Source organism: Paraburkholderia sartisoli (genome assembly GCF_900107685.1).
GTDB lineage: Bacteria > Pseudomonadota > Gammaproteobacteria > Burkholderiales > Burkholderiaceae > Paraburkholderia > Paraburkholderia sartisoli.
The window spans coordinates 1-24,439 of record NZ_FNRQ01000001.1 but is presented as its reverse complement, the minus strand read 5'-3'; the positions used below and the strand labels follow the sequence as shown (position 1 = coordinate 24,439).

The 24,439-nt window shown below is 64.5% G+C and carries 23 protein-coding genes and 1 pseudogene; 17 read left to right on the top strand and 7 right to left on the bottom strand.

Going from position 1 to position 24,439, the window contains the following annotated elements:
• Positions 1-206: 206 nt before the first annotated feature.
• Together BLV45_RS00120 and BLV45_RS00115 are read left to right on the top strand one after the other, a co-directional pair.
• Complete coding sequence (locus tag BLV45_RS00120; protein WP_090530870.1) at positions 207-905, top strand: dienelactone hydrolase family protein; 699 nt, start codon at positions 207-209, stop codon at positions 903-905.
• Positions 906-1,059: 154 nt separating this feature from the next.
• Complete coding sequence (locus BLV45_RS00115; protein ID WP_176954039.1) at positions 1,060-2,598, top strand: amidase; 1,539 nt, start codon at positions 1,060-1,062, stop codon at positions 2,596-2,598.
• A 62-nt stretch (positions 2,599-2,660) separates the two neighbouring features.
• Here BLV45_RS00115 and BLV45_RS00110 read toward each other — a convergent pair whose 3' ends face one another.
• Together BLV45_RS00110 and BLV45_RS00105 are read right to left on the bottom strand one after the other, a co-directional pair.
• Positions 2,661-4,037, bottom strand: coding sequence for an MFS transporter (locus BLV45_RS00110; RefSeq protein ID WP_090527212.1), 1,377 nt, complete (start codon positions 4,035-4,037; stop codon positions 2,661-2,663).
• 241 nt (positions 4,038-4,278) lie between these two features.
• Positions 4,279-4,590: a high-potential iron-sulfur protein gene (locus tag BLV45_RS00105; protein ID WP_090527206.1), complete on the bottom strand. Its 312-nt coding sequence runs from the start codon at positions 4,588-4,590 to the stop codon at positions 4,279-4,281.
• 413 nt (positions 4,591-5,003) lie between these two features.
• Between BLV45_RS00105 and BLV45_RS00100 the strand changes: the two genes are divergently transcribed.
• A complete protein-coding gene (locus BLV45_RS00100; RefSeq protein WP_090527203.1) occupies positions 5,004-5,690 on the top strand; it encodes a hypothetical protein in 687 nt (228 codons plus the stop codon).
• Between the two features lie 200 nt (positions 5,691-5,890).
• Here BLV45_RS00100 and BLV45_RS00095 read toward each other — a convergent pair whose 3' ends face one another.
• Positions 5,891-6,997: an NAD(P)/FAD-dependent oxidoreductase gene (locus BLV45_RS00095; RefSeq protein WP_090527200.1), complete on the bottom strand. Its 1,107-nt coding sequence runs from the start codon at positions 6,995-6,997 to the stop codon at positions 5,891-5,893.
• A gap of 41 nt (positions 6,998-7,038) precedes the next feature.
• On the opposite strand from BLV45_RS00095, the gene BLV45_RS00090 reads away from it, so the two are divergent.
• Positions 7,039-7,428, top strand: coding sequence for a hypothetical protein (locus tag BLV45_RS00090; RefSeq protein WP_090527197.1), 390 nt, complete (start codon positions 7,039-7,041; stop codon positions 7,426-7,428).
• Between the two features lie 235 nt (positions 7,429-7,663).
• Here the strand turns inward: BLV45_RS00090 and BLV45_RS00085 are convergent, their stop codons facing one another.
• Complete coding sequence (locus BLV45_RS00085; protein WP_090527194.1) at positions 7,664-8,641, bottom strand: AAA family ATPase; 978 nt, start codon at positions 8,639-8,641, stop codon at positions 7,664-7,666.
• Between the two features lie 365 nt (positions 8,642-9,006).
• Between BLV45_RS00085 and BLV45_RS00080 the strand changes: the two genes are divergently transcribed.
• Positions 9,007-9,513 (top strand): hypothetical protein, encoded by a 507-nt coding sequence (locus BLV45_RS00080; RefSeq protein ID WP_090527191.1) that lies wholly within the window; start codon positions 9,007-9,009, stop codon positions 9,511-9,513.
• A 37-nt stretch (positions 9,514-9,550) separates the two neighbouring features.
• On the top strand, positions 9,551-10,348 hold the full coding sequence (locus tag BLV45_RS00075) for an endonuclease/exonuclease/phosphatase family protein (protein ID WP_090527187.1): 798 nt from the start codon (positions 9,551-9,553) through the stop codon (positions 10,346-10,348).
• A gap of 40 nt (positions 10,349-10,388) precedes the next feature.
• Here the strand turns inward: BLV45_RS00075 and BLV45_RS00070 are convergent, their stop codons facing one another.
• Positions 10,389-11,360 (bottom strand): aldose 1-epimerase, encoded by a 972-nt coding sequence (locus BLV45_RS00070; RefSeq protein WP_090527184.1) that lies wholly within the window; start codon positions 11,358-11,360, stop codon positions 10,389-10,391.
• 366 nt (positions 11,361-11,726) lie between these two features.
• On the opposite strand from BLV45_RS00070, the gene BLV45_RS00065 reads away from it, so the two are divergent.
• The 6 genes from BLV45_RS00065 (at position 11,727) to BLV45_RS00040 (ending at position 18,789) form a co-directional block, all read left to right on the top strand.
• A complete protein-coding gene (locus tag BLV45_RS00065; RefSeq protein ID WP_090527181.1) occupies positions 11,727-12,779 on the top strand; it encodes a LacI family DNA-binding transcriptional regulator in 1,053 nt (350 codons plus the stop codon).
• Positions 12,780-12,894: 115 nt separating this feature from the next.
• Complete coding sequence (locus tag BLV45_RS00060) at positions 12,895-13,899, top strand: ABC transporter substrate-binding protein (RefSeq protein WP_090527179.1); 1,005 nt, start codon at positions 12,895-12,897, stop codon at positions 13,897-13,899.
• A gap of 517 nt (positions 13,900-14,416) precedes the next feature.
• The gene (locus BLV45_RS00055; protein WP_090527177.1) at positions 14,417-15,982 is read left to right on the top strand and encodes a sugar ABC transporter ATP-binding protein; all 1,566 of its coding nucleotides are present in this window, start codon (positions 14,417-14,419) and stop codon (positions 15,980-15,982) included.
• A complete protein-coding gene (locus BLV45_RS00050; protein WP_090527174.1) occupies positions 15,972-16,997 on the top strand; it encodes an ABC transporter permease in 1,026 nt (341 codons plus the stop codon). Before BLV45_RS00055 ends, BLV45_RS00050 begins: the two co-directional genes overlap by 11 nt.
• 23 nt (positions 16,998-17,020) lie before the next feature.
• Positions 17,021-18,025 carry an ABC transporter permease gene (locus BLV45_RS00045; RefSeq protein WP_090527171.1) on the top strand — a complete coding sequence of 335 codons (1,005 nt, stop codon included), beginning with the start codon at positions 17,021-17,023 and terminating at the stop codon, positions 18,023-18,025.
• A 119-nt stretch (positions 18,026-18,144) separates the two neighbouring features.
• Positions 18,145-18,789 carry a LysE family translocator gene (locus tag BLV45_RS00040; protein WP_090527168.1) on the top strand — a complete coding sequence of 215 codons (645 nt, stop codon included), beginning with the start codon at positions 18,145-18,147 and terminating at the stop codon, positions 18,787-18,789.
• A gap of 272 nt (positions 18,790-19,061) precedes the next feature.
• On the opposite strand, the gene BLV45_RS00035 is transcribed toward BLV45_RS00040, so the two are convergent.
• Positions 19,062-19,250 carry a hypothetical protein gene (locus tag BLV45_RS00035; RefSeq protein WP_090527164.1) on the bottom strand — a complete coding sequence of 63 codons (189 nt, stop codon included), beginning with the start codon at positions 19,248-19,250 and terminating at the stop codon, positions 19,062-19,064.
• 64 nt (positions 19,251-19,314) lie between these two features.
• Here BLV45_RS00035 and BLV45_RS00030 point away from each other — a divergent pair, with 64 nt between their 5' ends.
• Positions 19,315-20,085, top strand: a complete 771-nt coding sequence (locus BLV45_RS00030; protein WP_090527161.1) for a ferredoxin--NADP reductase — start codon at positions 19,315-19,317, stop codon at positions 20,083-20,085.
• Here the strand turns inward: BLV45_RS00030 and BLV45_RS00025 are convergent.
• The gene (locus BLV45_RS00025; RefSeq protein WP_090527158.1) at positions 20,082-20,306 is read right to left on the bottom strand and encodes a hypothetical protein; all 225 of its coding nucleotides are present in this window, start codon (positions 20,304-20,306) and stop codon (positions 20,082-20,084) included. The genes BLV45_RS00030 and BLV45_RS00025 overlap by 4 nt on opposite strands.
• A gap of 374 nt (positions 20,307-20,680) precedes the next feature.
• Between BLV45_RS00025 and BLV45_RS00020 the strand changes: the two are divergent.
• The 4 genes and pseudogenes from BLV45_RS00020 to BLV45_RS00005 form a co-directional block, all read left to right on the top strand.
• A pseudogene (locus BLV45_RS00020) lies at positions 20,681-21,746 on the top strand (sensor histidine kinase).
• Entirely contained in the window at positions 21,743-22,402 is a 660-nt protein-coding gene (gene rqpR / locus BLV45_RS00015) for a response regulator transcription factor RqpR (RefSeq protein WP_090527155.1), read from the top strand. The pseudogene BLV45_RS00020 and the gene rqpR overlap by 4 nt, the downstream one beginning before the upstream one ends.
• 294 nt (positions 22,403-22,696) lie before the next feature.
• Positions 22,697-24,082, top strand: coding sequence for an amino acid permease (locus tag BLV45_RS00010; protein WP_090527152.1), 1,386 nt, complete (start codon positions 22,697-22,699; stop codon positions 24,080-24,082).
• A 128-nt stretch (positions 24,083-24,210) separates the two neighbouring features.
• Positions 24,211-24,439, top strand: a 229-nt coding sequence (locus tag BLV45_RS00005; protein ID WP_143130364.1) for a helix-turn-helix domain-containing protein, incomplete at its 3' end; no start/stop codon positions are given.

The window sequence follows — 24,439 nt, the reverse complement described above, 5'->3', positions numbered from 1 at the left end:
ACGCCGGCACTCTTTCGATCACTGCGCAAACGCGGCGAATTCCGCCGTCGGGACGTCGATCATGCGGCGCCGGCGCCAGTTCCGTGCGCGCGACCGGCAGGCGGTCCGTCGCGGCGCGCCGGGGGCGCCTGCAGCAGGCCGCGTTTGGTGGCACACTGACCGCCCGCTTTTGCCGTCATGGCTTCAACCCCTTCAAGGAGATCGACGTGAGCGTGACTTCCCAATGGATCGACATCGCTGCCGGCAATGACAGCTTTCAGGGCTATCTGGCGCTGCCGAAGCGCGGATCGGGTCCGGCCGTCATCATCATTCAGGAAATTTTTGGCGTGAACAGCCACATCCGGGCTGTCGCCGATCAATATGCGCAGGACGGTTACGTCGCGCTCGCACCGGACATCTTCTGGCGCACGCAGCCGCGCGTGGAACTGACCTATACGGGCGCGGACCGCGACAAGGGCATCGGGCTCCTGCAAAAGACGGACGTCGGTCTCGCCGTCGCGGACATCGGCGCAAGCGCCGCGGCGCTGCGCGCACGGCCGGAAGTGAAGGGCAAGATCGCGGCGATCGGCTACTGCTTCGGCGGCCGGCTCGCGTATCTCGCGGCCGCACAGGGCACCATCGACGCCGCCGTGTCCTACTACGGCGGCGGCATCCAGAACCAGCTCGAGGAAGCATCGAAGATCAAGGTGCCGATGCAGTTTCACTACGCCGAACTCGACCACGGTATTCCGCTCGACGCGGTGGGCCAGGTGAAGGAGCGCTTCGTCGGCCACAGCGACGTCGAATTCCATCTGTATCCGAACGCCGATCACGGCTTCAACTGCACGGACCGCGACTCGTACAACCCGCGCGCCGCCGCGCTCGCGCACGGCCGCACGCTGACGTTCCTCGGCGAGCACCTGTAAACCGTTTTCATCGCGTGTCACGCGGGAATCGCCGGCGGCATGCTTCGTCATGCCGCCGGGAGCCGCGGCGCGCGAGCAGGGATTCGTCCGGTATTCAATACAGACGTCATCCCGACACCGTCCATATCACCACTCATCCGCGGGGGCGCCGGTCGTGCAATCCGATTATCTGTCTCATGACGCCATCGGCCTCGCCGAACTCGTGCGCAAGCGCGAAGTCACCGCGCGCGAGTTGCTGGACACCGCGATCGCCCGCGCCGAAGCGGTCAATCCCGCGATCAACGCGCTCGTGCTGAAGGACTATGACGCCGCGCGCCAGCGTGCCTCGGCTTCTGCGTCCGCGTCCGCGCCGGCCGGTGCGGCGAACGCCAGCGGCGCCGCCCGGTACAACGGTGACGGTGACGCGGGCGGCGCGCTTGCCGGCGTGCCTTATCTGATCAAGGATCTCGCGCCTGTCGCCGGCCTGCGGATGTCGCTCGGCAGTCGCCACTACCGCTACTTCGTGCCCGCCGAAGACGCGCCGGTCGTCACGCTGAGCCGGGCCGCCGGACTCAATATCTTCGGCAAGACGAGCACCTCCGAGATCGGCCAGATGCCCTACACGGAGCCCGAACTGTTCGGCCCGTGCCGCAACCCGTGGAGCCTCGATCACACGCCCGGCGGTTCGAGCGGCGGCGCGGCGGCCGCGGTCGCCGCCGGCATCGTGCCGATCGCGCATGCGTCCGACGGCGGCGGCTCGATCCGCATTCCCGCGTCGTGCTGCGGCCTGTTCGGCCTCAAGCCGTCACGCGGCAGGCAACCGCCCGGGTCCGTGCAGAAGCCAGGCGAGCTCGGCGTCGATCACGCCGTGTCGCGCAGCGTGCGCGACAGCGCGCTGCTGCTCGACCTCACCGCCGGCAATGCCGCGCAGCCCCAGGGCGCGCCGGGCACGTTTCTCGGCGCCACCCGCGAGCCGTGCAAGCCGCTCCACATCGCCTACGTCACCGAGCCGATGCTCGCGCCCACGCTGTCGGCCGACGCGCGCGCCGCGCTCGAAGACGCCGCGCAGCTCGCCACGTCGCTCGGCCACCATGTCGAACCGGTTTCGCTGGGAATCGATTTCGACGCGGTCCGGCATGCGTTTTTGACGATCTGGTCGGTGATCGCGAAAGAAGTCGTGCTGGACGCGGAGCGCACGACAGGACGCAAACCGCAGCGCGGCGAATTCGAAATTGCCTCATGGGCGATGGCGCACATCGGCCTCAAGCTCGGCGAGCGGGCATTGCCCGGCGCGCTGGAAGAACAGCAGCGCATCACCGCGAAAATGGCCGACCTGCTGACGCGCTACGACGTGATCCTGTGCGCGACGCTCGCGGCCGCGCCGATCAAGATCGGCGAGATGCTGCCGACGCAGGTCGAACGCATGCAGATGCACGCGCTCACCACGATGCCCATCGAAGCGCTGATGAAGAAAATGCTGGCGGAAGCGTCGAACAAGGCGTTCGCGTGGGCCGGCTGCACGGAGCTCTTCAATCTGACGGGGCAGCCCGCGATGTCGGTGCCGCTTTACTGGAACGCGCGCGGACTGCCCGTCGGCGTGCAGTTCGCCACGCGCGACGGCGGCGAAGCAACGCTCTTTCGTCTTGCCGCGCAGCTCGAGGCGGCACGTCCGTGGTTCGACCGTCGTCCGCCGTTGATGCAGGCGCGCGGCTGATCGATCGCGCGGGTTGTCGCAGTCGCGCGCCTCGCGTCTTGCGTCTTTCGACGTCCGCGATTTCAAGCCGGCTTGCGGCGCGCGTCGAGGTCCGCGTGGCGCATCGCAGGAATGCACGCCACCGAGACGATCGAAATCGCGAGGCCGCCCATCACGTAGTAAGTCGGCGCGAGCGGCGTGCCGGTCGTCTTGATGAGCCATGTCACGAAGAACGGTCCGAAGCCGCCGAACACCATCACCGCGATGTTGTAGGCGAGCGATAACCCGGTGGAGCGCACGTTCGCCGGGAACAGTTCCGCGATCATCGCGCCGAACGGGCCGAAGTAACCCGACAGCGCCACCGAGAGCATCGCCTGCACGAGGACCAGCTTCGAGATACTCGGCGCGGCTTCGAGCCACGAGAAAAGCGGATAGATCATCACGAGCGTGACGATCAGCGACCACAGCGACAGGCCCTTGCGTCCGATGCGATCGGAGAGCGCGCCCGCTACCGGACACAGCACGGTCAACAGCAGGTTGCCCACGATCAGCGCACGAAACGAATCCGCGTACGGCAGCTTCAGTTGCTTCACCGCGAACGTCGGCAGATAGCTGATGAGCACATAGATCGTCACCGTCAGCGCGATCACCGAGCCGAGTCCGCACAGAATTTCGCGGCTGTGGCTTTTGAAGACTTCGCCGAGCGTCGCGCGTCGGGCGGTCTGTTTCGCGTGCAGGAACGCTTCGGAATCGGCAAGATTGCGGCGAATGTAAAACCCGATCGGCCCGATCACGAGGCCGACGATGAACGGCACGCGCCAGCCCCATGACCTGAGCGCCTCGGGTGAAAGGCCGCGCGTCACCGCCGCGCCCACTATCGCGCCGAGCAGCAGCGCGGCGGCCTGGCTCGCCATCTGGAAGCTGCCGTAAAAACCGCGCTTTGAAAACGGCGCGGCTTCGATCAGGAGCGCCGTCGAGCTGCCGAATTCGCCGCCTGCGGAGAAGCCTTGCAGCAGCCGGCCCACGACGATCATGACCGGCGCGCCGATGCCAATCGCCGAATACGGCGGCGCAATCGCTAGCAGGAAAATGCCGAGTGTCATCAGCGCGATGACAAGCGAGAGCGCCGCTTTGCGACCCGCGCGGTCCGCGTACAGACCCAGCACGATGCCGCCGACCGGCCGCATGACGAACGCGACGCCAAAGCTCGCGGTGGTGAGAAGGAGCGACGAATATTCGCTGCCGGAAGGAAAAAACAGTTCGGCGATGACAACCGTGAGGAAGCCGAATACTACGAAGTCGTACCATTCGAGCGCATTGCCGATGACAGCCGCGATCACCGCGCGCGTATTGAGGCTTTTCAGTGCCTGTTTCGATGCGCCTTTTGATGCGCTTGCTGACGTGCGTGTTGATGCGATTTTCAGCGCACCCTTCGACGTTTCTTTTGACGCGTGTGCCATCCGGATCTCCAGCCTTCGTAAGGTCTCCCGTCGTGCGTTGCCGCCGGTTGGCAAGCCACCGGCAAGCGCGTCCATCGCAAATGCCCTGCGAGTGTAAAGATCGTCGTAGGTGTTTTCAACTATAAAAAAGCGCCGGCCGCATTACGCGACCGGCGCCTGCTGGTCCTGCGAAACCGCTTCGCGGGGACGATTCTGCTCTGCTCTTCTGCAAGATCCAGCAGCAGTGGGGCCCGCGAGACGATCAGGCCTTCTTGTTATATGCGCTGCACCAGCCGGTCGAGGCCACCTGCTTGCCGGCGAACATCGGGCAACCGGCATACGGGTCGCTCGCCTTGCCCTGATAGAAGCTGCAGTTGCCGCAATCCTGGCCGGCCGCGTATTTGGCGTACTTCGCCTTGTCGACCTTGCTGGCGTCTGTCTTGTAGCCGAGCGCCTGCGCGGTCGGATCGTTTTCGGTGACTTTCGGGGCGTCGGCGAACGCCTGGCGGGAAAGCGCGAGCGACGATGCAACACCGATGCTCGTGATCAGAAACGTACGACGGGATGACTTCATGGGGGACTCACTCCATGTTATTGAACTGAACGCCGTTCTAACGACAGCGGTCCCCAAGAATAACAATGAAGCGCGCGCAGGTCAGCCCAAATGCCAGAGATAAGCGAATTCGTGTGGGACGCGCAGGCCCTTCTCGATGTTTTCGCGATCGTTCTTTGCGAACGGGCAAAACGAAGCCTGCAGTGCCCACGATATAACCATGGCGTAGGCGCTGGGGGCTTGCAGTGGGAGATGAAGCTGCATGGAGTGGCGGCACTCCGTAGCTGGCGACCCGGCAGAATCTGGCCCAGGAATGAAAACGGCCCACCGAAGTGGGCCGTTTTTTGTCGCTTGTCTCCAGGGGGAGGCTTTCGCCAACAAGACCCGGAGCTAATGAGGCAGAGGATAACCACTATCAACGGTATGGTCAACAGATGTCACTAGTCCTATCTCAGGCGGAACTTGACGCCATCACCCTGGCGCTATCGCCCGCCCGGCTCGGAACCTATATCCAGGCAGCCGCCAGCGCCGGAAATACGGACGCGCTTTATCCGATCAAGCTGTATGGATGGAATGCGCAGGTCTCGGGCGCATTCCTGACGCCCCTGCAAATTTGCGAAGTCACCGTTCGCAATGGCATCTGTGATGCCATTGAACGGCGCTACGGCGCGGACTGGCCATGGGTCGCCGCATTTGAAACCAGCTTGCCCAACCCGTCATATGGCTTCAATCCCCAGCGTGAACTGATCAATACCCAGAAAAAATTTCCTCAGGGTGCAACAGGGAAGATTGTCGCGGAACTGAAAATGGCCTTCTGGTCGCAAATGCTCACGAAACGTCATGACGGCCGGCTCTGGACTCCGTACCTGCGCACTGTTTTCCCCTACCTCCCGGATCCCGCGACGCATTCGGTGGGCCAGTGCCGGACCCTGATGGCGACCGAGCTGGAAAAGCTGCGGAAATTGAGAAACCGGATCGCCCATCACGAACCCATCATTTCGTACAACCTGATGGACTACTACACCTCGATCCAAAACCTTGTCTCGTGGCGCTGCCCAACGACCGTTTCATGGATGAACAGCGTGGAGACACTCACCGCACTCATAAAACAAAAGCCATAGGCATCGCGCAAACAATGAGCAACCGCATGCGCCGCACGTTATCGACGAATTGACATTTCAATCTGGCCTCGACACATGCCCTGATTTTTGCGTGGCGCCCCTTTTCTCAAGCGCTTTCCCAAAGCCACCAGAAACTGAACGCTTCGAGCGGTTCACGGATCGCGACCTGAACTCCCCTCACCCGAAGCGCACCCTGTACGTCACACGCGCCCGGCCAGTTCGCAGACGCGCTGCGCGATCGCCAGCGAGGCCGTCAGCCCGGGCGATTCGATGCCGAACAGGTTGACGAGTCCGCGCACGCCATGCGCGGCCGGCCCCTGGATCAGGAAATCGGCCGCGGGCTCGCCGGGGCCGGAGAGTTTCGGACGAATGCCCGCGTACGCCGGCTGCAGCGCGCCATCCGGCAATTGCGGCCAGTACGCGCGGATCGCGGCGTAAAACGACTCGGCGCGATGCGGATCGACGTCATAGTTGATCGTGTCGACCCATTCGACGTCCGGGCCGAACCGCGCCTGGCCGCCCAGGTCGAGCGTCAGATGAACGCCGAGCCCGGCCTCGTTCGGCATCGGGTAGATCAGCCGGTTGAACGGCGTGCGCCCGGACACGCTGAAGTAGTTGCCGCGCGCCAGATAAAGCGGCGGCACGTGCCGCGCATCGAGACCACGGATGCTGCACGCGAGCCGGTTCGCCTGCAGGCCGGCGCTGTTGATGACGCATGTGGCGCTGATCGTCGTCGGTGCGGCGCCGCCGACCTTGATGACGAAGCGTCCGTTGTTCGCCTCGATGGTGTCGACGGGCGCGTGAAACGCGAACATCGCGCCGCCGCGCTCGGCGTCACCTTGCAGCGCGAGCATCAGTTGATGGCTGTCGACGATGCCCGTCTGCGGCGAGAACACCGCATCCACGCATTCGAGCGCCGGTTCGAGCGCACGCGCCTCGTCACCACTGATGCGCACGAGGTCGAACACGCCGTTTTCCTTGCCGCGCGCAAGAATGCCGTCGAGTTGCTGCACCTGGTTGCGCGCCGTCGCGACAAGCAGCTTGCCGCAGCGTCGATGCGGCACGCCACGCGTCTCGCAATAGTCGTAGAGCATTTCGCGGCCGCGCACGCACAGCGACGCCTTGAGCGAGCCGCGCGGGTAATAGAGGCCTGCGTGAATCACTTCGCTGTTGCGCGAGCTCGTCCCGACGCCGATGGCTTCGGCCGCTTCGAGCACGATCACTTCCCGTCCACGCGCCGCCAGCGCGCGCGCCACGGCGAGGCCGATCACGCCTGCGCCGATCACTACACATTCGATTTGGTCCATGTCCCTTGACGCGACTTTTACCCGCGCTACCTGATCGACCGATGAATTCCGAAAAACAGGATGCGCCGTTTCGCGCGTCGCACCGCGCGTTGTCGAACGGATTTCCTGTACTGATCAAAATTGTACGTCGGCTTCAGAATGCAGAACGCCCGCGATCTTGTGGACAGCGGGCATCGGGTTCAACCGGGTGCGCCCGGGACCGGGCGGAAGGTGGAAAGCGGAAGGGAAATCAGCCGCGCGCGGTCGGCTCGCTGATCGCGGTGGCGCGCCGGGCGTCAGCCGCGCCGGCGGTGCCGGACGTGCTACCCGATCCGGAAGGCGCCGAATGGCTGCCGGCCGGCGCCGTTTCGACAAGGGACGTACGCACGGGCGCGGCGACCGTGGCAGAAAACAGCAATGCGAAAGAACTGGTTCTCATGATGGATTCCTGAAGTCGTTGAAGTGGTTCATCGATGCGCAAATGCAGGCACTTCGGTCGAATGAGTGTAGACCCTGACTATCAAAAATCCATGCCGATTAAATGAATTGACTGTTTCTGTAAAAAGAATAATCCGGAAGCCGAAACGATGAAATGCGCACGAATCCAGTCACCCAGACAGAAAAAACCGCCCGAAGGCGGTTTTTTGCATAAAACAACGTAAAAACCACGGCCAGAACGACAATTTTTCAAAAACCGATCGGCTTGCGACGAGCGCCGGTGTCGAGCCGGATATGCGCGACGCCGATCTCGTCGCACCTGTCGATGCGCGCCGCGCCGAACCCGTTGAGGATCGCGCGACGCATCTCCCGGGGCGAAGCCTGCGCGAGCGCATCGAGCGTGGCGTCGCCGAGTTCGGCGGGAAAGCGCTGGCCCCAGCCGTGCGCCGAGCGGATCTCGTGATAGATCGCCTGCGCGATCCGGCGCGCGCCGTCGCGGTCGGGCGGCGGAATCTCGTAGACGTTCATGCGGTTCAGGATCGGCTCCGGAATGCCACGCGCATCGTTGGCGGTGGCGATCCAGATCACGTGCGCGGCGTTGATCGGCACTTCGGCGAATTCGTCGATGAATGTCTGCGCCGTGTCATGCTCCAGCAGCGCGTAGAGCGCGCCGAGCGGATCGTATTGCGCGTCTCCGGTGGCCTTGTCGATTTCGTCGACGGCGATCACCGGATTCGCGAACGTGCCACGCACGAGCGCCTCGAACACCTTGCCCGGCTTCGCGTTTTTCCACTGCGACGACGCGCCCGACAGAATCCAGCCGGCGGTGAGCGAACCCATCGCGACGTAGTGATACGACGTGCCGAGCAACCGCGACAGCTGCTTCGCGAAATGTGTCTTGCCGATGCCCGGATTGCCGAGCAGCAGAATCGGCATCAGCTCGAGGCGGTCTTCGGTTTCGAGACACAGCGCGACCTGACGGCGCACGTCGTCGAGCGGTTCCGCGAAGTTGGGCAGCGCGCCAATCAGGTCGTCGATCGACGGCATCCGGTTCGGCTTCACGCAAAAGCGCAGATTGCCGACCTTCAGCATCATTTCGTAGGTGGCGCGCAGCGCGTCGTTCGCGCCATCGCTCAGTTCGTTCAACGCCGTCTCGACCCGATCGAGGTCATAGACCTGGCTGAACGACGCCACCGCGATTTCCTGTCTGACCATGGCTGTCGTCATCGCTCACCCCGTTTTTGTGCGTATGTGCCGGGCTTCACCGCCGCGGCGACACCGGCATGACGTCGCCTGATTTTCAGTGTATCGACGCCCTGTCCGCTTGCAAGCGAGCAGCCGGGAAGGTGTGCTGCTAACAGCGCCACCGCGCGCGCAACCGCGCTGAAAACCCGTCCGCGACGGCGGGAACGCCGCGTGCGTCCACGGCGAATCGGGTGTCGGAACAGTTGAAGTGCGGCCCGTGCGTCACCATCTGAAATAGTCTGTTGCCGAACCCGGCTCCGCGTCCCGTGTCAGAAATCGATTGTCCGATCGGGCGTAAGATGGGCGCCTGTCCCTCCCGCCGGAAGCAGCTTTCCCGGAGACTGTTTATGTGGAAAACCCGCGTCGTTGCCGTGATGCTCGGCGCTGCGTCGTTCATGGCCCAGACTCACGCGGAGGCGCAGCAGCGCCCCGCGCAGCAGTCGGTGCAGTGGCAGTTGCAGGTCGTGAGCGACGGCCAGCAGATCGACGCATTCGATGGCACGACGACCGTCGGCCAGGCGCGCACGGATACGCATCACCACGTGGTGACGCACAACGTCGGCTGCAAGGACGCGCCGGGCGGCAGCATCGATCTGTTGCGCACGCTGACGGTTTCGCCGCTGCAGGCGTCGGCGACTGAAGTCACGCTCACGATCGAGGCACAGGAAACCATCGAGGAACCCGGCGCGCGCGAGACCGACACGGGCTGCAAGCTGCCGCCACAGCCGCGCCGGGTTGCGGCGAGCCATCCCGGGCTGACGGTGCCGGACGGCCAGTGGGTCACCTGGACGATCGTCGACAAGAACCCGACGCTGGTCTACCGCGTCAAGGCGAGCCTCGCGACCCAACCCTGACATTGACATTGACGAAAGAAGAAGCGGATAACGCGGCATGCGAAACCCCGAAGAACTGATACGCGAAAACGCGCATCCCACGGATTTCATCGCGGTGAGCTGGAATCTCCACAAAGGTCGCTCGCCGCTTGGCCTGCAGGCCTGGCAGGCGATGCAACGCTGGGTTCAGTCGACCCACGCGGACGCCTATTTTCTGCAGGAAGCGATGGCGCGGCGAATGCCGTCGCCGGTGCTGTCGACGAATTTCGGCGCGCCGCTCGGCGAGCCCGTCGACGATATCTGGCATTGCCAGGCCACCGAAATCGCGAGCGCGCTGCAATTGCAGATCGCGCTCGGCACCAACGTGTTCAAGCCGTCGTGGCGGCACGGCAATGCCATTCTGTCGCCCCATCCGCTCGACCTGGGCGGACGCTGGGACATTTCCGCCCATCGCTTCGAGCGGCGCGGCCTGCTGGTTGCGCGCGCGACGTTCGCCGGCCATTCGGTGACGCTGCTGTGCGCGCACCTCGCGCTCACGCGCGCCGCCCGGTTGCGTCAGATGAACTGGATCGCGCACTGGATCGCGAAGGAAGCGCCGACCGGCCCGCTCGTGCTCGCCGGCGATTTCAACGACTGGCGCAACGATTCCGTGCCGCTTTTCGCCGAACACGGTCTGCACGAAGTCGCGACGCTGCTCGGTGAGCCCGCGCGCACGTTCCCGGCGTTCTCACCGGCGCTCGCGCTCGACAAGATGTTCGTGCGCGACATGAAGCCGATCGAATGGATCCAGCCGGCGCAGGAAACCGCGTGGCTGTCGGACCATCTGCCGTATATGGCGCGGCTGCAGGTGGGTTGAGGCTCTTGCAATCCCCCTGCCGCGGCGCGGCGGGCTCCGTTTAGTACCTGGCGGGCGTCCAGTGCAGCACGCCGGTGATCGACTCGCCGGGTTCCAGCACGCAGCCGCCGACATTTTCCCGCGCGTCAGCCGGCGAGTTGAAGCAGTCGGTCGTGTTCGACACCGGTTCGACGCACAGCAGCGCCTCGCTCGCGGGCGCGAACACCACCATCTGCCCGAAAGTTTCATCGGCGGTGAGCGTCAGCTTGCGATGCTCGTCCGTCCACGCGATCACCGCCTCGCGCTTCCAGCCCGTGAAGTTGTTGTCGAGATCGAACGCGTCCGCGGACATTCCGTCGCGCAGCGCTTCGACGGCGGGGTGCGCGCCCAGATGCGTCGGCAGCACGTCCGGATCGGCGTGCCACATCGCATCGACGGATGCCTTCACCACCGTGTTCGGCGTGCGCGGGTAATAAGGATGATGTCCCATGCCGAACGGCATCGCACGATCGGCCAGGTTGCGCGCGCTCAGCGTCACGCGCAGCACGTCGCCGATCAGTTCGATCGTCTGCCGCGCCTGATAGGCGAACGGCCAGTCGCCCGGAATCGACCCGTCGGGCGTGTGTTCCAGATGCAGCTCGACGGACGTTGTGGTCCGCGCGCCGACGCGCCACGCGCGCCGCCACGCGTTGCCGTGCAACGCATGGGTGAACGTGTTGCCGTCGCCGGAGAGGTCGATCGACTGACCGTCGAAATCGAAACGCGCGTCGCGGATGCGGTTGCAATACGGGAAGAGCGGAAAACTCGCCATCTGAAGCGGGTTGCGCGCGTCGAGCGCGGCGCGGGTCGCGGGGCGCATCCAGTGGAGCGGACCCGCGGCGGTCGTTTCGAAGTACGCCGCGATCGAACCGCCGATTCGCGGCGCCACGCGGAGTTCCGTGTTGCCGCTGCGAAGCGCGATGAGCGACGGGTCGTCGAGCGCCGCGTCGCCCGACGCACTGGCGGAAGAGGGATTCAGGAAAGCATTGCGCATTGTTGATCTCGAAAGACGGCAGACGCCTTCTGTCGGTCGGAGTTAGCGCTTTAGCGCTTACTCCAGCCCCATGCAAGATGGTTGCGGTTACATGCCGCGCGACGGGCGCAGCCGGCGCGCCCCACGGCTCGCGCGACCGAGAATCGCACGGCGCGGCGCCTTTCGTCAATATTATTAGTAATAATTTATGCATCAACGAGCCATCCGGCGACCCCTCACCGAACCGGCGCGCGCGGGTTAGCGCGCGTTGCCGGACGCATATTATTAGTGGTACCGTCAGACCGCCGACGCCTTCGGCGTCACCTGCTTTTGCCGCTGTCGCCCGCGGCCTGCTCAATGAAAAAATCAACTCAAAGACGTCCGACGATGACCGACATCGCCAAGCTCACTGGCGTGTCGCAATCGACTGTTTCCCTCGTTCTCAACAACGCCACCGGCGCCAAATTTTCCGAAGCCACGCGCAACAAGGTGCTGAAGGCGGCGACCGATCTCGGCTACCGTCTGTCGACGCGCGACGCCGTCCAGCCATCGAAGGACGAACGCAGCCTGATCGTCTACATCGCCGACGAAATCTCGACGAGCCCGCATCCGGTCGTCAACATCGACGGCGCGCGCGACGCCGCATACGCGCACGGCAAGATGCTCGCCGTCTACTCGACGCACGGCAACGCCGACATCGAGCAGCAGGTGCTCGACGCGGCGCTCGCCAGCTCGAACGTATTCGGCGTCATCTATGCCACGGTGTACACGCGCAAGGTCAGCCCGCCGGCCGCGCTGTCGCGGGTTCCGACCGTTCTGCTCAACTGCTACACGAGCGAGGGCGGCTTCTCCTCGGTGGTGCCGGCGGAGGTCGCGGGCGGCCACGTCGCGACCGAATACCTGCTGCGCGCGGGGCACCGGCGCATCGGCTACATCAACGGCGAACACTGGCAGGACGCCGCGAAAGATCGCCTCAAGGGTTATCGCACCGCGCTCGCCACGGCCGACCTGCCGTTCGCGCCGGAGATGGTGCGCGACGGCGACTGGAGCTCGGGCACCGGCTTCGAGCAGACGCTTTCGCTGATGCGCGAACCCAATCCGCCCACCGCGATTTTTTGCGCGAACGATCTGATGGCGCTCGGCGCCATCGAGGCGTTAAAGCAGCTCGGGCATCGCGTGCCGGAAGACGTTTCCGTGCTCGGCTACGACGACCAGGAGATCGCGCGCCATACCCATCCGCCGCTTTCGACCGTCGTGCTGCCGAACTATGAACTCGGTCGCTGGGCCGTCGAAACGCTGCTGCAGGACGAGCACAACCGCGCCGCCGGCGCGCCCGTCCGGCATCGCATGGTGAAGCTCGACGGGCCGCTCGTGGAGCGTGCGTCGGTTAGGGTAATTACTGAAGAAATATCGCCAGCAATTAATATTATTAGTGATTGACCAATAATAATTTGCGATGGAATAATCGACACACCCGGACGATGTGACAAACGCGTCGCTGAGGCCGGTGCATCGCAAAGCAAAAAGCAATTAAACCAAGGCACTGGAGGAAGACATGGCGTCGCTCAAGCAAAAGCGTCCGCAGCGGGTACGTCCGCTCGTCGGATCGGTTCTGGCACTGGCAATCGGCTTCGGCATCTCGACGGCGCACGCCGACGACGCCCTGCCCAAACTGCCCCACAAAACCCCGCTGAAGGTCGGCTTCGCGCAGACCGAAAGCAACAACCCGTGGCGTCTCGCGGAAACGAAGAGCTTCAAGGACATCGCCGCGAAATGTGGCTGGCAGCTCGTCCTGACGGATGCAAACAGCTCGAATTCCAAACAGGTTTCGGACATCCAGAACATGATCGCGCAGCACGTCGATCTGCTGGTGTTCCCGCCGCGTGAGGAAAAGCCGCTCGCACCGGTCGTGCTGCAGGCCAAGAAGGCCGGCATTCCGGTGATTCTCGTCGACCGTGACGTCGACCAGTCGGTGGCGAAGGCGGGCCGCGACTACATCACGTTCATCGGCTCGGACTTCATCGATCAGGGCCACCGCGCCGCTGACTGGCTCGTCAAGGCGACGGGCGGCAAGGCGAAGATCATCGAACTCGAAGGCACGACGGGCGCCTCGGCGGCGAACGACCGCAAGAAGGGCTTCGACGAGATCATCGCGAAAAACCCGGGCATGACGATCATCGCCTCGCAAAGCGGCGACTTCGCGCGTGACAAGGGTCGCCAGGTCATGGAAACGCTGTTGCAGGCGCATCCGGACGTGACTGCCGTCTACGCGCACAACGACGAAATGGCGCTCGGCGCGATCGCCGCGATCAAGGCCGCCGGCAAGCAGCCGGGCAAGGACATCCAGATCGTGACGATCGACGGCACGAAGGGCGGCATGGACGCCATCGCAGCCGGCGAACTCGGTGCGAGCGTGCAGTCGAGCCCGTTCTTCGGCCCGCTCGCCTGCGACGTCGCGCAACGCTACGCGAAGGGCGAAAAGATCCCGACGTGGGTGAAGGTGTCCGACCGCTTCTACGACAAGAGCAACATCAAGGAAAGCATGCAGTACGGCTACTAGGCGCATTCGTCTGTTCGTCTGGCAAGCCGGATCAGGAAACGAAGGGCAGGTGAGCCGGAAGCTGTCCGTTCCGGGCTGGACCTGCAACCGGATGCCGTGGCGTCCGGCCAGCGGGAGGGTTCGAGGCGACGTGTCCGCGCCATCGCGGAACGTCGCTTCGCTTTGTCGGCGCGGCTTGCAGACGCCGGCTGGCGCACGGAACCGGCCTGTGCGGCGCACGCCGCAACGCTCTTTTTGCGCCGGCCCGCGACTCGCGCAATACTGGCACTGCACGCCAGTCCGGTCGCCGCCCGTCGCATCCCGATCGATGTCGATCGACGAAAAAAGGATCGCCGCGCGCCGCCCTGCCGGCACGCGCGCACCGGACGATCCTCCACGCATTCATGCACCTGCGCGCACCGGTTCCCCGGCACACGCCGCGCGGAACGGGAACACGCATCAGGAGACACACGTGACGCATACCGGTACCGGATTTCAGGCCACCGGGCGAGAGCCTGGGCAGCCGCCCTTGCTGGAGATGCAGGACATCCAGATCAGCTTCGGCGGCGTGCCCGCGTTGCGCAGCGCGCAACTGAGCGTGGCCGCCGGCGAGGTGCATGCGCTGATCGGCCAGAACGGCGCCGGCAAGTCGACGATGATCAAGATCCTCACGGGCGCGTATCGCCGCGCGGGCGGGACCGTGCGCTTCGAGGGACGCGAGATCGATTTCCGCACGCCGAAGGAAGCGCGTGAAGCGGGCATCAGCACGATCTATCAGGAGATCAACCTCGTGCCGTTCCGCTCGGTCGCGGAGAACATCTTCCTTGGCCGCGAGCCGCGCCGTTTTGGTCTGATCGACTGGCGTGCGGTGCAGCAACGCGCCGCCGCGCTGCTCGAATCGTTCGGCTTGCAGATCGACGTGAAAAAGCCCGCCGGCAGCTATTCGACAGCGATCCAGCAGATGGTCTCGCTCGCGCGCGCCGTGTCGTCCGACGCGAAGATGGTCATCATGGACGAATCGACGTCGTCGCTCGACGAACGCGAGGTGGAACTGCTCTTTAACGTCGTGCGCAAGCTGCGCGACGACGGCCGCGCGGTGATCTTCGTCTCACACCGGCTGGACGAGCTGTACGCGCTGTGCGATCGCGTCACCGTGATGCGCGACGGCCAGACGGTCGCGCAAAGCGCGATGGCCGACATGGACAAGCTGCAACTCGTCACGACGATGCTCGGCCGCACGCTCGCCGCCGTCGTGCAGGACGACACCGCCGCGCGCGAGGCAAACCTCGCGCGGCGCGGCGCACAAACCCTTTCCGCGAAAAATCTCGCCGCGCATCCGAAGGTGAATGACGTCTCGCTCGACGTACACGCGGGCGAAGCGGTCGGCCTCGCCGGCCTGCTCGGCTCGGGCCGCACGGAAACGATGCGCCTGCTGTTCGGCGCCGATCCGGCGGCGCACGGCGCGCTCGAGATCGACGGCAAGCCGGTCGCGCTCAAGTCGCCGCAGGACGCTATCGCGCGCGGCCTCGCGTATCTCACCGAAGATCGCAAGCTCGAAGGCATCGTCCCCGAACTGTCGGTGCGCGACAACCTCACGCTCGTCTGCCTGCGCACGCTGTCGAAACACGGCATCGTCGACGTGAAAAAGCAGCAGGAGATCGTGGACCGCTTCATCGCGTCGCTCGGCATCAAGCTGCGCTCGCCGGACCAGCCGATCCGCGAACTCTCCGGCGGCAACCAGCAGAAAGTGCTGCTCGCGCGCTGGCTCGCGACGCAACCCCGCGTGCTGCTGCTCGACGAACCGACACGCGGCATCGACGTCGGCGCGAAAGCCGACGTCGCGAAGATCGTGCGCGAGCTGCGCGACTTCGGGCTCGCGGTACTGATGTCGGCATCGGAGCTGGAAGAACTGACCGCCGTGGCGGACCGCGCCGTCGTGATCCGCGACGGCCGCACGGTCGCCGAACTGAACGGCGGCGAAATGAATGAGGCATCGATCATGGACGCGATTGCGTACGGCAGCGACGGCCCGTCGCAACTGGCGGAAGCGGTGAGCGCGGCGCACGTGGACGACGCAGCGGAGGGCCCCGGTCATGGCGCATGAGTCGTTGCGTAACGAGCCCGCGGCGCCCCTGCCCGCCACGCCGGTGACTTCGGCGCCGGTGCCGGTGCTGGACACGAAAACGAAGGCGCGCCGCCGCATCCCGATCCAGCGCGAAATCGTCGTGCTGCTCGCGATGCTGGTCTTCAATCTGATCTTCACGCCGCACTTCTGGTCGCTGCAGACGTTCAACGTCAACCTGACCCAGGTCGTCACAATCGTGATCGTCGGCATCGGCATGACGCTGGTGGTCGCGACGGGCGGCATCGATCTTTCGGTGGGCGCCTCGATGGCGATTTCCGGGGCGCTCGCGCCGATGCTCTTCATGAACATCGAAGGCCCGCTCGGCATCGCACTCGCGTTCACGTTACCGATCATTGCCGCTGCCGTATGCGGCGTCTTCAACGGCCTGCTGGTCACGCGATTGTCGGTGCAGCCGATTGTCGCGACGCTGGTGCTGTTCATCGCCGGACGCGGCATCGCGCAGGTCATCACCGACGGCAGCCTGCAGGCGTTCAACACCCCCGCGTTCCAGTGGATCGCGCTCGGCAAGGTGGGCGGCGTGCCGTTCCAGGTGCTGCTGATGTTCGCGCTCGTGTGCCTTTTCGTGTGGATCGTGCGCAAGACGCTGTTCGGCCAGTATCTGCTCGTCACCGGCGGCAACGAGAAAGCGGCGTACCTCTGCGGCGTGCCGACGGCCCGCGTGAAGCTGATCGCGTACACCGTCTGCGCGGCGCTCTCCGGTCTCGCCGGACTGATCTCGATTTCGGTGAATTCGTCGTCGGATGCGAACGTGGTCGGGCTCGGCATCGAACTCGATGCGATTGCGGCGGTCGCGGTGGGCGGCACCGCGCTGACGGGCGGCAAGGCGTATATCGGCGGCACGCTGATCGGCGCGCTGATCATCCAGCTGCTGCGCTACACGCTGCTCGCGCACGGCATCCCGGATGCCGCCGCGCTCGTGGTGAAGGCCGGCATCATCATTGCCGCGGTGTATGTGCAGCGCCGCGCGCGCTGAACGCCACACAGGATTCCATTGCGATGAAAAAGAATCTCCCCGTTTTGCTGGCGCTGGCGCTGCTGCTCGTGTTCGGCGTCGTGCGTTACGAACATTTCGCGTCGGCGTACAACATCACGTCGTTCTGGCGATACAACTCGATGTTCACGCTGATATCCGTCGGCATGGCATTCGTGATCATCACGGGCGGCATTGATCTGTCGGTGGGCACGGTCGCGGCGCTTTCGAGCGTCGTCGCGGCGCTGGCGAGCCCGTACGGCGGCTGGGTCGCGGTGCTGGCGGGCGCGTTCGCCGGGCTCGCGGTCGGCGTGCTGAACGGCGTCATCATCACGCGCCTCAAGATCCTGCCGTTCATCACGACGCTCGCGACGAGCCTCGGCGCGCACGGCGCCGCGCTGCTGCTCGGACGCAACGATGCGGTGTCGATCTCGTCTGATTCGAATTTCGCGAACTTCGGTCAGGGCGACCTGTTCGGACTGCCGATTCCAGGGCTCGTGGCGCTCGTGGCCGCCGTGACCGGCTGGCTCGCGCTGCGCAGCACGCGCTTCGGGCGGCACTCACTGGCAATCGGCGGCAGCGAGGAAGCGGCGCGGCTGATGGGGCTGAACGTCGATCGCACGCTGATCGCCGCGTACGCGGTGAGCGGGCTGCTGGCGGGTCTTGCCGGCGTGATCCTCGCCGCGCAGTTCGGCGCGGGACAGCCGAACGAGGGCGTCGGCTGGGAGCTGTTCGCGATCTCGGCGGTCGTGCTGGGCGGCACGCTGCTCACGGGCGGCGAAGGCTCGATTGCGATGACGATCGCCGGCGTGCTGCTGCTCGGACTCGTGTTCAACCTGCTGAACTTCGAAAACGGCATGGGGTTCATCAGCCTGTCGGCGTACTGGCAGTCGGTGATTCGCGGCGTGTTCCTGCTGCTCGTGATCGTGCTGCAGGCGCGTGTGCTGAAACAGCGTGGCGCAAAAGACAACGTCGACAACGCCGACAACGCGGACGGCGCGGGTAGCGCGGGCAGCGCGGCGGCAAGCTGACCGTGCGGCTCGCGCGGGGGTTTGGGAGCGGATCGCAGTAAAATCGCGCTTTGCCACGCGCGCGATGCTGCTTTCGCGCGCCAGAACGCCCGGCATCCGGGCTTTTCCTGCGAACCGACATGCACGTCCACTACATTCCGATCCTGCTGCAGATCGCCGTCGTCTACCTGATCGCGGCGATCACTCCCGGCCCGAACTTCTTCATGATCACGCAGCTTTCGCTGGCGGGCCGTCGCAGGCTCGGCGCGGCTTCGGCGCTCGGCGTCGGCACGGCCTCGACGATCTGGGCTTCGCTCGCGATGCTTGGCCTTGCCACCATCCTGCAAAAAATCGACTGGCTGTACAACGGCATCCGGATCGCGGGCGCGCTGTATCTGATTTATTTCGGCTTCAAACTGCTGCGCGCGGCCACAAGGCGCGACGAAGCGCCCGTGGTCGTCGATGTGGCGCCACCCGCCGCCGATGCCGCCGCGCACTTTCGCGCGTGGCGCACGGGGCTCGTCACCTGCCTCACGAATCCGAAATCGTGCGCGTTCTGGACCAGCGTCTTCGCGACGATGTTCCCGCAGCACGCGCCGCTGTGGTTCTACGGCGTGGTGCTGGCGATGATCGCGACGCTTTCGGCGGGGTGGTACGGCAGCGTCGCGCTGATGTTCGCGACGGAGCGCACGCAGCGCGGCTACCGCCGGCTGCGCCGGCCGATCGACGGCTTCTGCGGCGCGGCGCTGGTTGGCCTCGGCGCGAAGCTGGCGGCGGAAAGCTGATTCCAGGGTAGCTCCGGTTCCGACGTTCGTGCGACGCGTCCGGCGTCCGGCGCAACATCCGTTCGCGGCGGCAAGAACCGGCAAAACGGGGCTAAACCGACGAAAAAGAGCACTTTTCGGGCCGCGTTGACCTTTCGCCAGCAGGGTTTATGCTGCGACGCATCGCCGGATTCGGTATCATCAGCGGCGTCGTTGTCCGCATGCGTGCGCATCCGCGTAGGCTCCGGACGCCGGATGGCGGCCACCTGCGCGTGGTTTGCCCATCTCCCGCACTACCCTGGCTTCATCTTCGTCGCATTGCCGTCCTGTTTTGCCGCCGCCGTCGTATTGTCGTTTCGGGTGCCGGCCATGCGTTCGATATCCGCCGGATCCCGCGCAACTGCCGCGCCGCCACCTTCAAGGTGCAGGCGCGGTAAAATAGCGGACTGCGCATCGTTCCCCAAAACGGGTTCGCGCTGCATCGCCCTTGCCGTGCCGGCCGGCGTGTTCGTCTGGCAGTCCTGTTTTCGCACTATTCCAGAAGCCATGAGCAACCTGAATCCACAAACCGTCCTGAGCGTCCACCACTGGACCGATACGCTTTTCAGCTTCACCTGCACGCGCGATGCGTCGTTCCGCTTCGAAAACGGCCAGTTCACGATGGTGGGCCTCGAAGTCGACGGCAAGCCGCTGATCCGTGCCTACAGCATGGCGAGCGCGAACTACGAAGAGAACCTCGAATTCCTGAGCATCAAGGTGCAGGACGGCCCGCTGACGTCGCGTCTGCAGCATCTGAAGGTGGGCGACCAGGTCCTGATCGGCAAGAAGCCGACGGGCACGCTGATGGCCGACAACCTGCTGCCGGGCAAGACGCTGTGGCTGCTGTCCACGGGCACGGGTCTCGCGCCGTTCATGTCGATCATCAAGGACCCGGACGTGTACGACCGTTACGAGAAGGTCGTGCTGACGCACACCTGCCGTTTCGTCGACGAACTCGCGTACAAGGAATACATCACCGACCACCTGCCGGAGCACGAGCATCTGGGTGAGCTGATCCAGGAGAAGCTGGTGTATTACCCGACCGTCACGCGCGAGGCGTTCCACAACCGTGGCCGCATCACTGAACTGATCGAAACGAAGAAGCTGTTCGAAGACGTCGACCTGCCGCACTTCTCGCTCGAAAACGACCGCGTGATGCTCTGCGGCAGCCCGCATATGCTCCGCGACACGCGCGAACTGCTCGACAGCATGGGCTTCCAGGAAGGCAGCAACAACAAGCCGGGCCACTACGTGATCGAAAAGGCGTTCGTGGGCTAAAACCCTTCGAACCGCACCGTCGCGGCCGTCCGGCCGCCTCGCGTTGCCTCGCTGCAAACAGAAACCGGAGCCTTGCGCTCCGGTTTTTGCTTTTCCACGCCTCTGACAGCCGGCCCGCCGCGCATCTGACGGCCATTGAATGTCATTCGAAAACGGCCCGACGGCAGATAACGACGCGGCTGCTTGCCGCGTTTAAGCGCGGTTTTCATCATCCGGTGCATGCGCGTTTTCCCTCGTTTTCCGTTACATATTCACACACAATACTTACCTCACACGTCAGCATTATTCCTACAAATTCAACCACCTTCAGGAATGGATCATTGCATCACGAGCAATGATTTCGCCTTACTGGGCCTGCATTACCCCCTATTTTGAGATATTATTGCAGCCCAGCACCGCTCATCAGCGACCCCAGTAAAAAGGACCGGAGCCGATGTTACTAAATGTAAATTTCGTTACATCAAGACGTGGTATTTTTCCGTCGTTGGGATTGTGCCGGAATGTGCATTTACCGGACATCCGGCTGCCGTTTGTCCGTGCTGGCCGCCTGGCGCACGCAAGTCCCGTTGAAGCTGCTTCCTGAATGGGGAGGGTCATGGATACGTCGACAGTGATTCCGATGAGCGCGGATACACCGGGCTCCGCTGCGCGGGAAACCCGCGGCGCGGCCATTTTCGACCTGTCTTCCTCTGCCGATGCGCTTGCGGTCGCGGCGCTTGCCGCCGCCGCTTCGCTCCATCTTCCGCCAGACGCCGTCCCGACATCCGCCACCCGTCAGCTCGCGCAGCTCCATTCGCGCGTGCGGGAACTGGCGGCCGAATTGATCGGAGTGCAGGAACGGGCGCGCGACCAGCTCGCGCGCGAACTGCATGATGGCGTCGGCGCCGAGCTCACCGCCACGCGCTTCGCGCTCGCGAACGTCGACACGTGGCTGCCCGCCGATGCGCCGCCGCAATGCGCCGCCGCAATGCGTCGCCGCGCTCGCAGCCGTCAGGCGCTCGCTCGATGCCGTGTGCGAAGCCACGCGCCGCACCGTCGCCGACCTGCACGGTCCGCAGATGGAGGCGGGCATCGTCGGCACGCTGTCGCAGTGGGTGGGCGGGTTCGCCGCCCGCACCGGACTGCGCACCAGCTTCGTCTGCGCGGCCGACGTGCGGCTCACCCAACTCCCGGCCGCCGCTTCGCTCGCCGTGTTTCGCGCGGCGCAGGAAGCGCTCAACAACGTCGCGAAACACGCCCGGGCATCCGGCGCGGACGTCCGGCTCGAAAGCTCGCGGCGTCATCTGACGCTCACCGTCACCGATGACGGCATCGGCGTGTCCCGCCGTGCCGCCATGCCGCGCGACGACGACGAGGGCGGTTTCGGCCTCGCCGGCATGCGCGCACGGTGCGCGGCGTTCGACGGCACGCTGCGGATCGCCGCGGGCACTGGGCCGCGCGCGGCGCGCCACAACGCGGGCGAGCGCGGCGACGCGAGGCACGCACGCGGCATGAACAGCACGTGCAGCACGGACACGACGCAGGCGACAGACGGCACGCGAAGCAAAGGCAACATGCGCGGCACGACCGTCCGCGCCCGTTTCGCGTGGGAAGCGTTGCTCGCCGGATCGCATTCGCACGCCGACAGCGCGCCACGTGGCGTGCTGCTGCACCGCCGATGAAAAGCCTGCGCATCCTGCTCGTCGAAGACCATGCCGTGGTTCGCCAGGGCGTGCGCCAGCTGCTGCTCGACCGTGAGGTCGCAAGCGACGTCGCCGAAGCGGAAACGGGCGGCGAAGCGCTCGCCGCCGTCTCGAAGCACGCGTTCGACATCGTTCTGCTCGACATCTCGCTGTCCGACATGAACGGCGTCGAGGTGTTGAAGCGCGTCAAGCGCAAGGTGCCGCGCGTGCCCGTGATGATGTTTTCGATGTATCGCGAGGATCAATACGCCGTGCGGGCGCTGAAGGCGGGCGCTTCGGGCTATCTGTCGAAGACCGTCGACGCCGCGCAGATGATCGCCGCGATCCAGCAGGTGGCCGCCGGCCGCAAATACGTGAGCCCCGCGATGGCCGAGGCGCTCGCGGATTACGTCTCGTTCGACGGCGAGCAGATGCCGCACGAAAAGCTCTCCGACCGCGAATACCAGACGCTGTGCATGCTCGCGTCCGGCAAGCGGCTGACCGACATTGCCAACGCGCTGTCGCTTTCGGTGAAGACAGTCAGCGTGTACCGCACGCGTCTGCTCGAAAAGATGAAGCTGAACAACAACGCCGAGCTCACGTTCTACGTGATGAGCAACCGGCTCGTCGACCTCAACCCGGCGATGACGGGTTAAATCCAGGCGCCCGAAGCGCTACCGCGCTCCCTGCCGCGGCCGCGGCCATGGCCGGATTGCCGCATTGAAGTTGCTTCCTGCCGATCCGCTTGAGATCGCGAGCGGAAAATCGTGCCGCGACCGCCTGTCGCGAAAATGCGTGCCCAATTCCACGCGAAATCACGCGTTTCCCTTCCCACACAGCGTTATGCAGATTGCCGTCGCCGTGAGGGCTCCGGGCGCGCGTCCGCTAGAATCGCGGGTTTTCCCCGACATTCGGCGCGCCGGGGCGTGCTTTTCAGGAGAACTTCGCCAATGTCCCTTTTTCGCAAGAAAAACATCGAACACATGCTGGCCGGCGCGCAGAGCGCCGGATTGAAGAAGGCGCTCGGCGCGCTGGACCTGACTTTCCTTGGCGTGGGCGCCATTATCGGCACGGGGATATTCGTGCTGACCGGCACGGGTGCCGTCCAGGCGGGCCCGGCGCTGATGATTTCCTTTCTCGCCGCCGCCGTTGCGTGCGGCTTCGCGGCGCTTGCGTACGCCGAGTTCGCTTCGACGATTCCGGTTGCCGGTTCCATTTACACGTATTCGTACGCGACGCTTGGCGAACTGGCCGCGTGGGTCATCGGCTGGGACCTGATGCTGGAATACGGCCTTGCGACGTCGGCCGTTTCGGTGGGCTGGTCGGGTTATCTGCAATCGCTGCTGGCCGGCTTCGGCATCTCGCTGCCGGTTGCACTGACGGCGGCGCCGGGCGCCGTGCCGGGTGTCGCGACGTTGTTCAACCTGCCGGCGTTTCTCGTGATGATGGCCATCACGACGCTGCTGTCGATTGGCGTCCGCGAATCGACGCGCATCAACAACGTGATGGTCGCGATCAAGGTGACTGTCGTGCTGCTGGTGATCGCGGTGGGTGTGTTTCACGTCACGCCGGCGAACTGGCATCCGTTCATGCCGAACGGCTGGAACGGTGTATTTGGCGCGGCCGCGGTGATGTTCTTTGCGTTTATCGGGTTTGATTCCGTGTCGTCGGCGGCCGAGGAAGTGCGCGATCCGAAGCGGGATTTGCCGATCGGGATCATTGCATCGCTGGGGGTGTGCGCGGTGTTGTACGTGGCCGTGGCGGCGGTGGTGACGGGGATTGTGCCGTCGGCGCAGTTTGCTTCGATTTCGCATCCGGTTTCGTACGCGTTGCAGGTTGCTGGTGAGAAATGGGTGGCGGGGTTTATCGACCTTGGCGCGGTGCTTGGGATGCTGACTGTGATTCTGGTGATGGGATACGGACAGACGCGGGTGATTTTCGCGATGTCGCGGGACGGGTTGTTGCCGGCGGCGCTGTCGAAGGTGCATCCGAGGTTTGCGACGCCGTTTCTGACGACGTGGATTGTCGGGATTTTCTTTGGTTTGATTGGCGCGCTGGTGCCGTTGAACGTGCTGGCTGAACTGATCAATATTGGCACGCTGGCGGCGTTTTCGATGGTTTCGGTGGCCGTGCTGGTTTTGCGCCGGACGCATCCGGCGTTGCCGAGGGCGTTCCGGTGTCCCGGCGTGCCGGTTGTGCCGGTGCTGGCGGTGGCTTCCTGTCTGTTTCTGATGATTAATCTTCAGGCTGTTACCTGGGTTGCGTTTGTTGTCTGGCTCGGTCTTGGGCTGGTTGTTTATTTTGGGTATTCGCGGAAGCGGTCGAAACTGACATAAGGGGTTTTTTCGTTGTTCTGGCTTGTAGAGGCTACCTGGTAATGTCCGCTTTTAGCTAGATAGAAATGTCCGCTTTTGATGCCGTCGTATGCTAGCCAGCCGCTGTTTTCGCGGGACTGGAGGCTTCGATGGTTGCAATGGAACGGATCACGATGACGATGCGCGAGCTGGACAGATTCAAGGTCATTCAGGACGTGGTGGACGGCAAACTCAAGCCGTGGCGTGCTGCCGAGAGACTCGGACTGACGACGCGGCAGATTCGCCGGCTCGTGGGCAAGCTGCGAGACCATGGTCCAACGGGTCTGGTATCCGGGCGTCGATCGCAACCTGGCAATCGCCGCCTGGATGCCGGTGTGG

What these genes read in the sequence shown, in the direction of transcription:
- BLV45_RS00110 (WP_090527212.1), bottom strand. Translation starts at nt 4,037, where the DNA reads ATGGCACACGCGTCAAAAGAAACGTCGAAGGGTGCGCTGAAAATCGCA.
- BLV45_RS00105 (WP_090527206.1), bottom strand. Translation starts at nt 4,590, where the DNA reads ATGAAGTCATCCCGTCGTACGTTTCTGATCACGAGCATCGGTGTTGCA.
- BLV45_RS00100 (WP_090527203.1), top strand. Translation starts at nt 5,004, where the DNA reads ATGTCACTAGTCCTATCTCAGGCGGAACTTGACGCCATCACCCTGGCG.
- BLV45_RS00095 (WP_090527200.1), bottom strand. Translation starts at nt 6,997, where the DNA reads ATGGACCAAATCGAATGTGTAGTGATCGGCGCAGGCGTGATCGGCCTC.
- BLV45_RS00090 (WP_090527197.1), top strand. Translation starts at nt 7,039, where the DNA reads ATGAATTCCGAAAAACAGGATGCGCCGTTTCGCGCGTCGCACCGCGCG.
- BLV45_RS00085 (WP_090527194.1), bottom strand. Translation starts at nt 8,641, where the DNA reads ATGACGACAGCCATGGTCAGACAGGAAATCGCGGTGGCGTCGTTCAGC.
- BLV45_RS00080 (WP_090527191.1), top strand. Translation starts at nt 9,007, where the DNA reads ATGTGGAAAACCCGCGTCGTTGCCGTGATGCTCGGCGCTGCGTCGTTC.
- BLV45_RS00075 (WP_090527187.1), top strand. Translation starts at nt 9,551, where the DNA reads ATGCGAAACCCCGAAGAACTGATACGCGAAAACGCGCATCCCACGGAT.
- BLV45_RS00070 (WP_090527184.1), bottom strand. Translation starts at nt 11,360, where the DNA reads ATGCGCAATGCTTTCCTGAATCCCTCTTCCGCCAGTGCGTCGGGCGAC.
- BLV45_RS00065 (WP_090527181.1), top strand. Translation starts at nt 11,727, where the DNA reads ATGACCGACATCGCCAAGCTCACTGGCGTGTCGCAATCGACTGTTTCC.
- BLV45_RS00060 (WP_090527179.1), top strand. Translation starts at nt 12,895, where the DNA reads ATGGCGTCGCTCAAGCAAAAGCGTCCGCAGCGGGTACGTCCGCTCGTC.
- BLV45_RS00055 (WP_090527177.1), top strand. Translation starts at nt 14,417, where the DNA reads ATGCAGGACATCCAGATCAGCTTCGGCGGCGTGCCCGCGTTGCGCAGC.
- BLV45_RS00050 (WP_090527174.1), top strand. Translation starts at nt 15,972, where the DNA reads ATGGCGCATGAGTCGTTGCGTAACGAGCCCGCGGCGCCCCTGCCCGCC.
- BLV45_RS00045 (WP_090527171.1), top strand. Translation starts at nt 17,021, where the DNA reads ATGAAAAAGAATCTCCCCGTTTTGCTGGCGCTGGCGCTGCTGCTCGTG.
- BLV45_RS00040 (WP_090527168.1), top strand. Translation starts at nt 18,145, where the DNA reads ATGCACGTCCACTACATTCCGATCCTGCTGCAGATCGCCGTCGTCTAC.
- BLV45_RS00035 (WP_090527164.1), bottom strand. Translation starts at nt 19,250, where the DNA reads ATGCAGCGCGAACCCGTTTTGGGGAACGATGCGCAGTCCGCTATTTTA.
- BLV45_RS00030 (WP_090527161.1), top strand. Translation starts at nt 19,315, where the DNA reads ATGAGCAACCTGAATCCACAAACCGTCCTGAGCGTCCACCACTGGACC.
- BLV45_RS00025 (WP_090527158.1), bottom strand. Translation starts at nt 20,306, where the DNA reads ATGCACCGGATGATGAAAACCGCGCTTAAACGCGGCAAGCAGCCGCGT.
- rqpR (WP_090527155.1), top strand. Translation starts at nt 21,743, where the DNA reads ATGAAAAGCCTGCGCATCCTGCTCGTCGAAGACCATGCCGTGGTTCGC.
- BLV45_RS00010 (WP_090527152.1), top strand. Translation starts at nt 22,697, where the DNA reads ATGTCCCTTTTTCGCAAGAAAAACATCGAACACATGCTGGCCGGCGCG.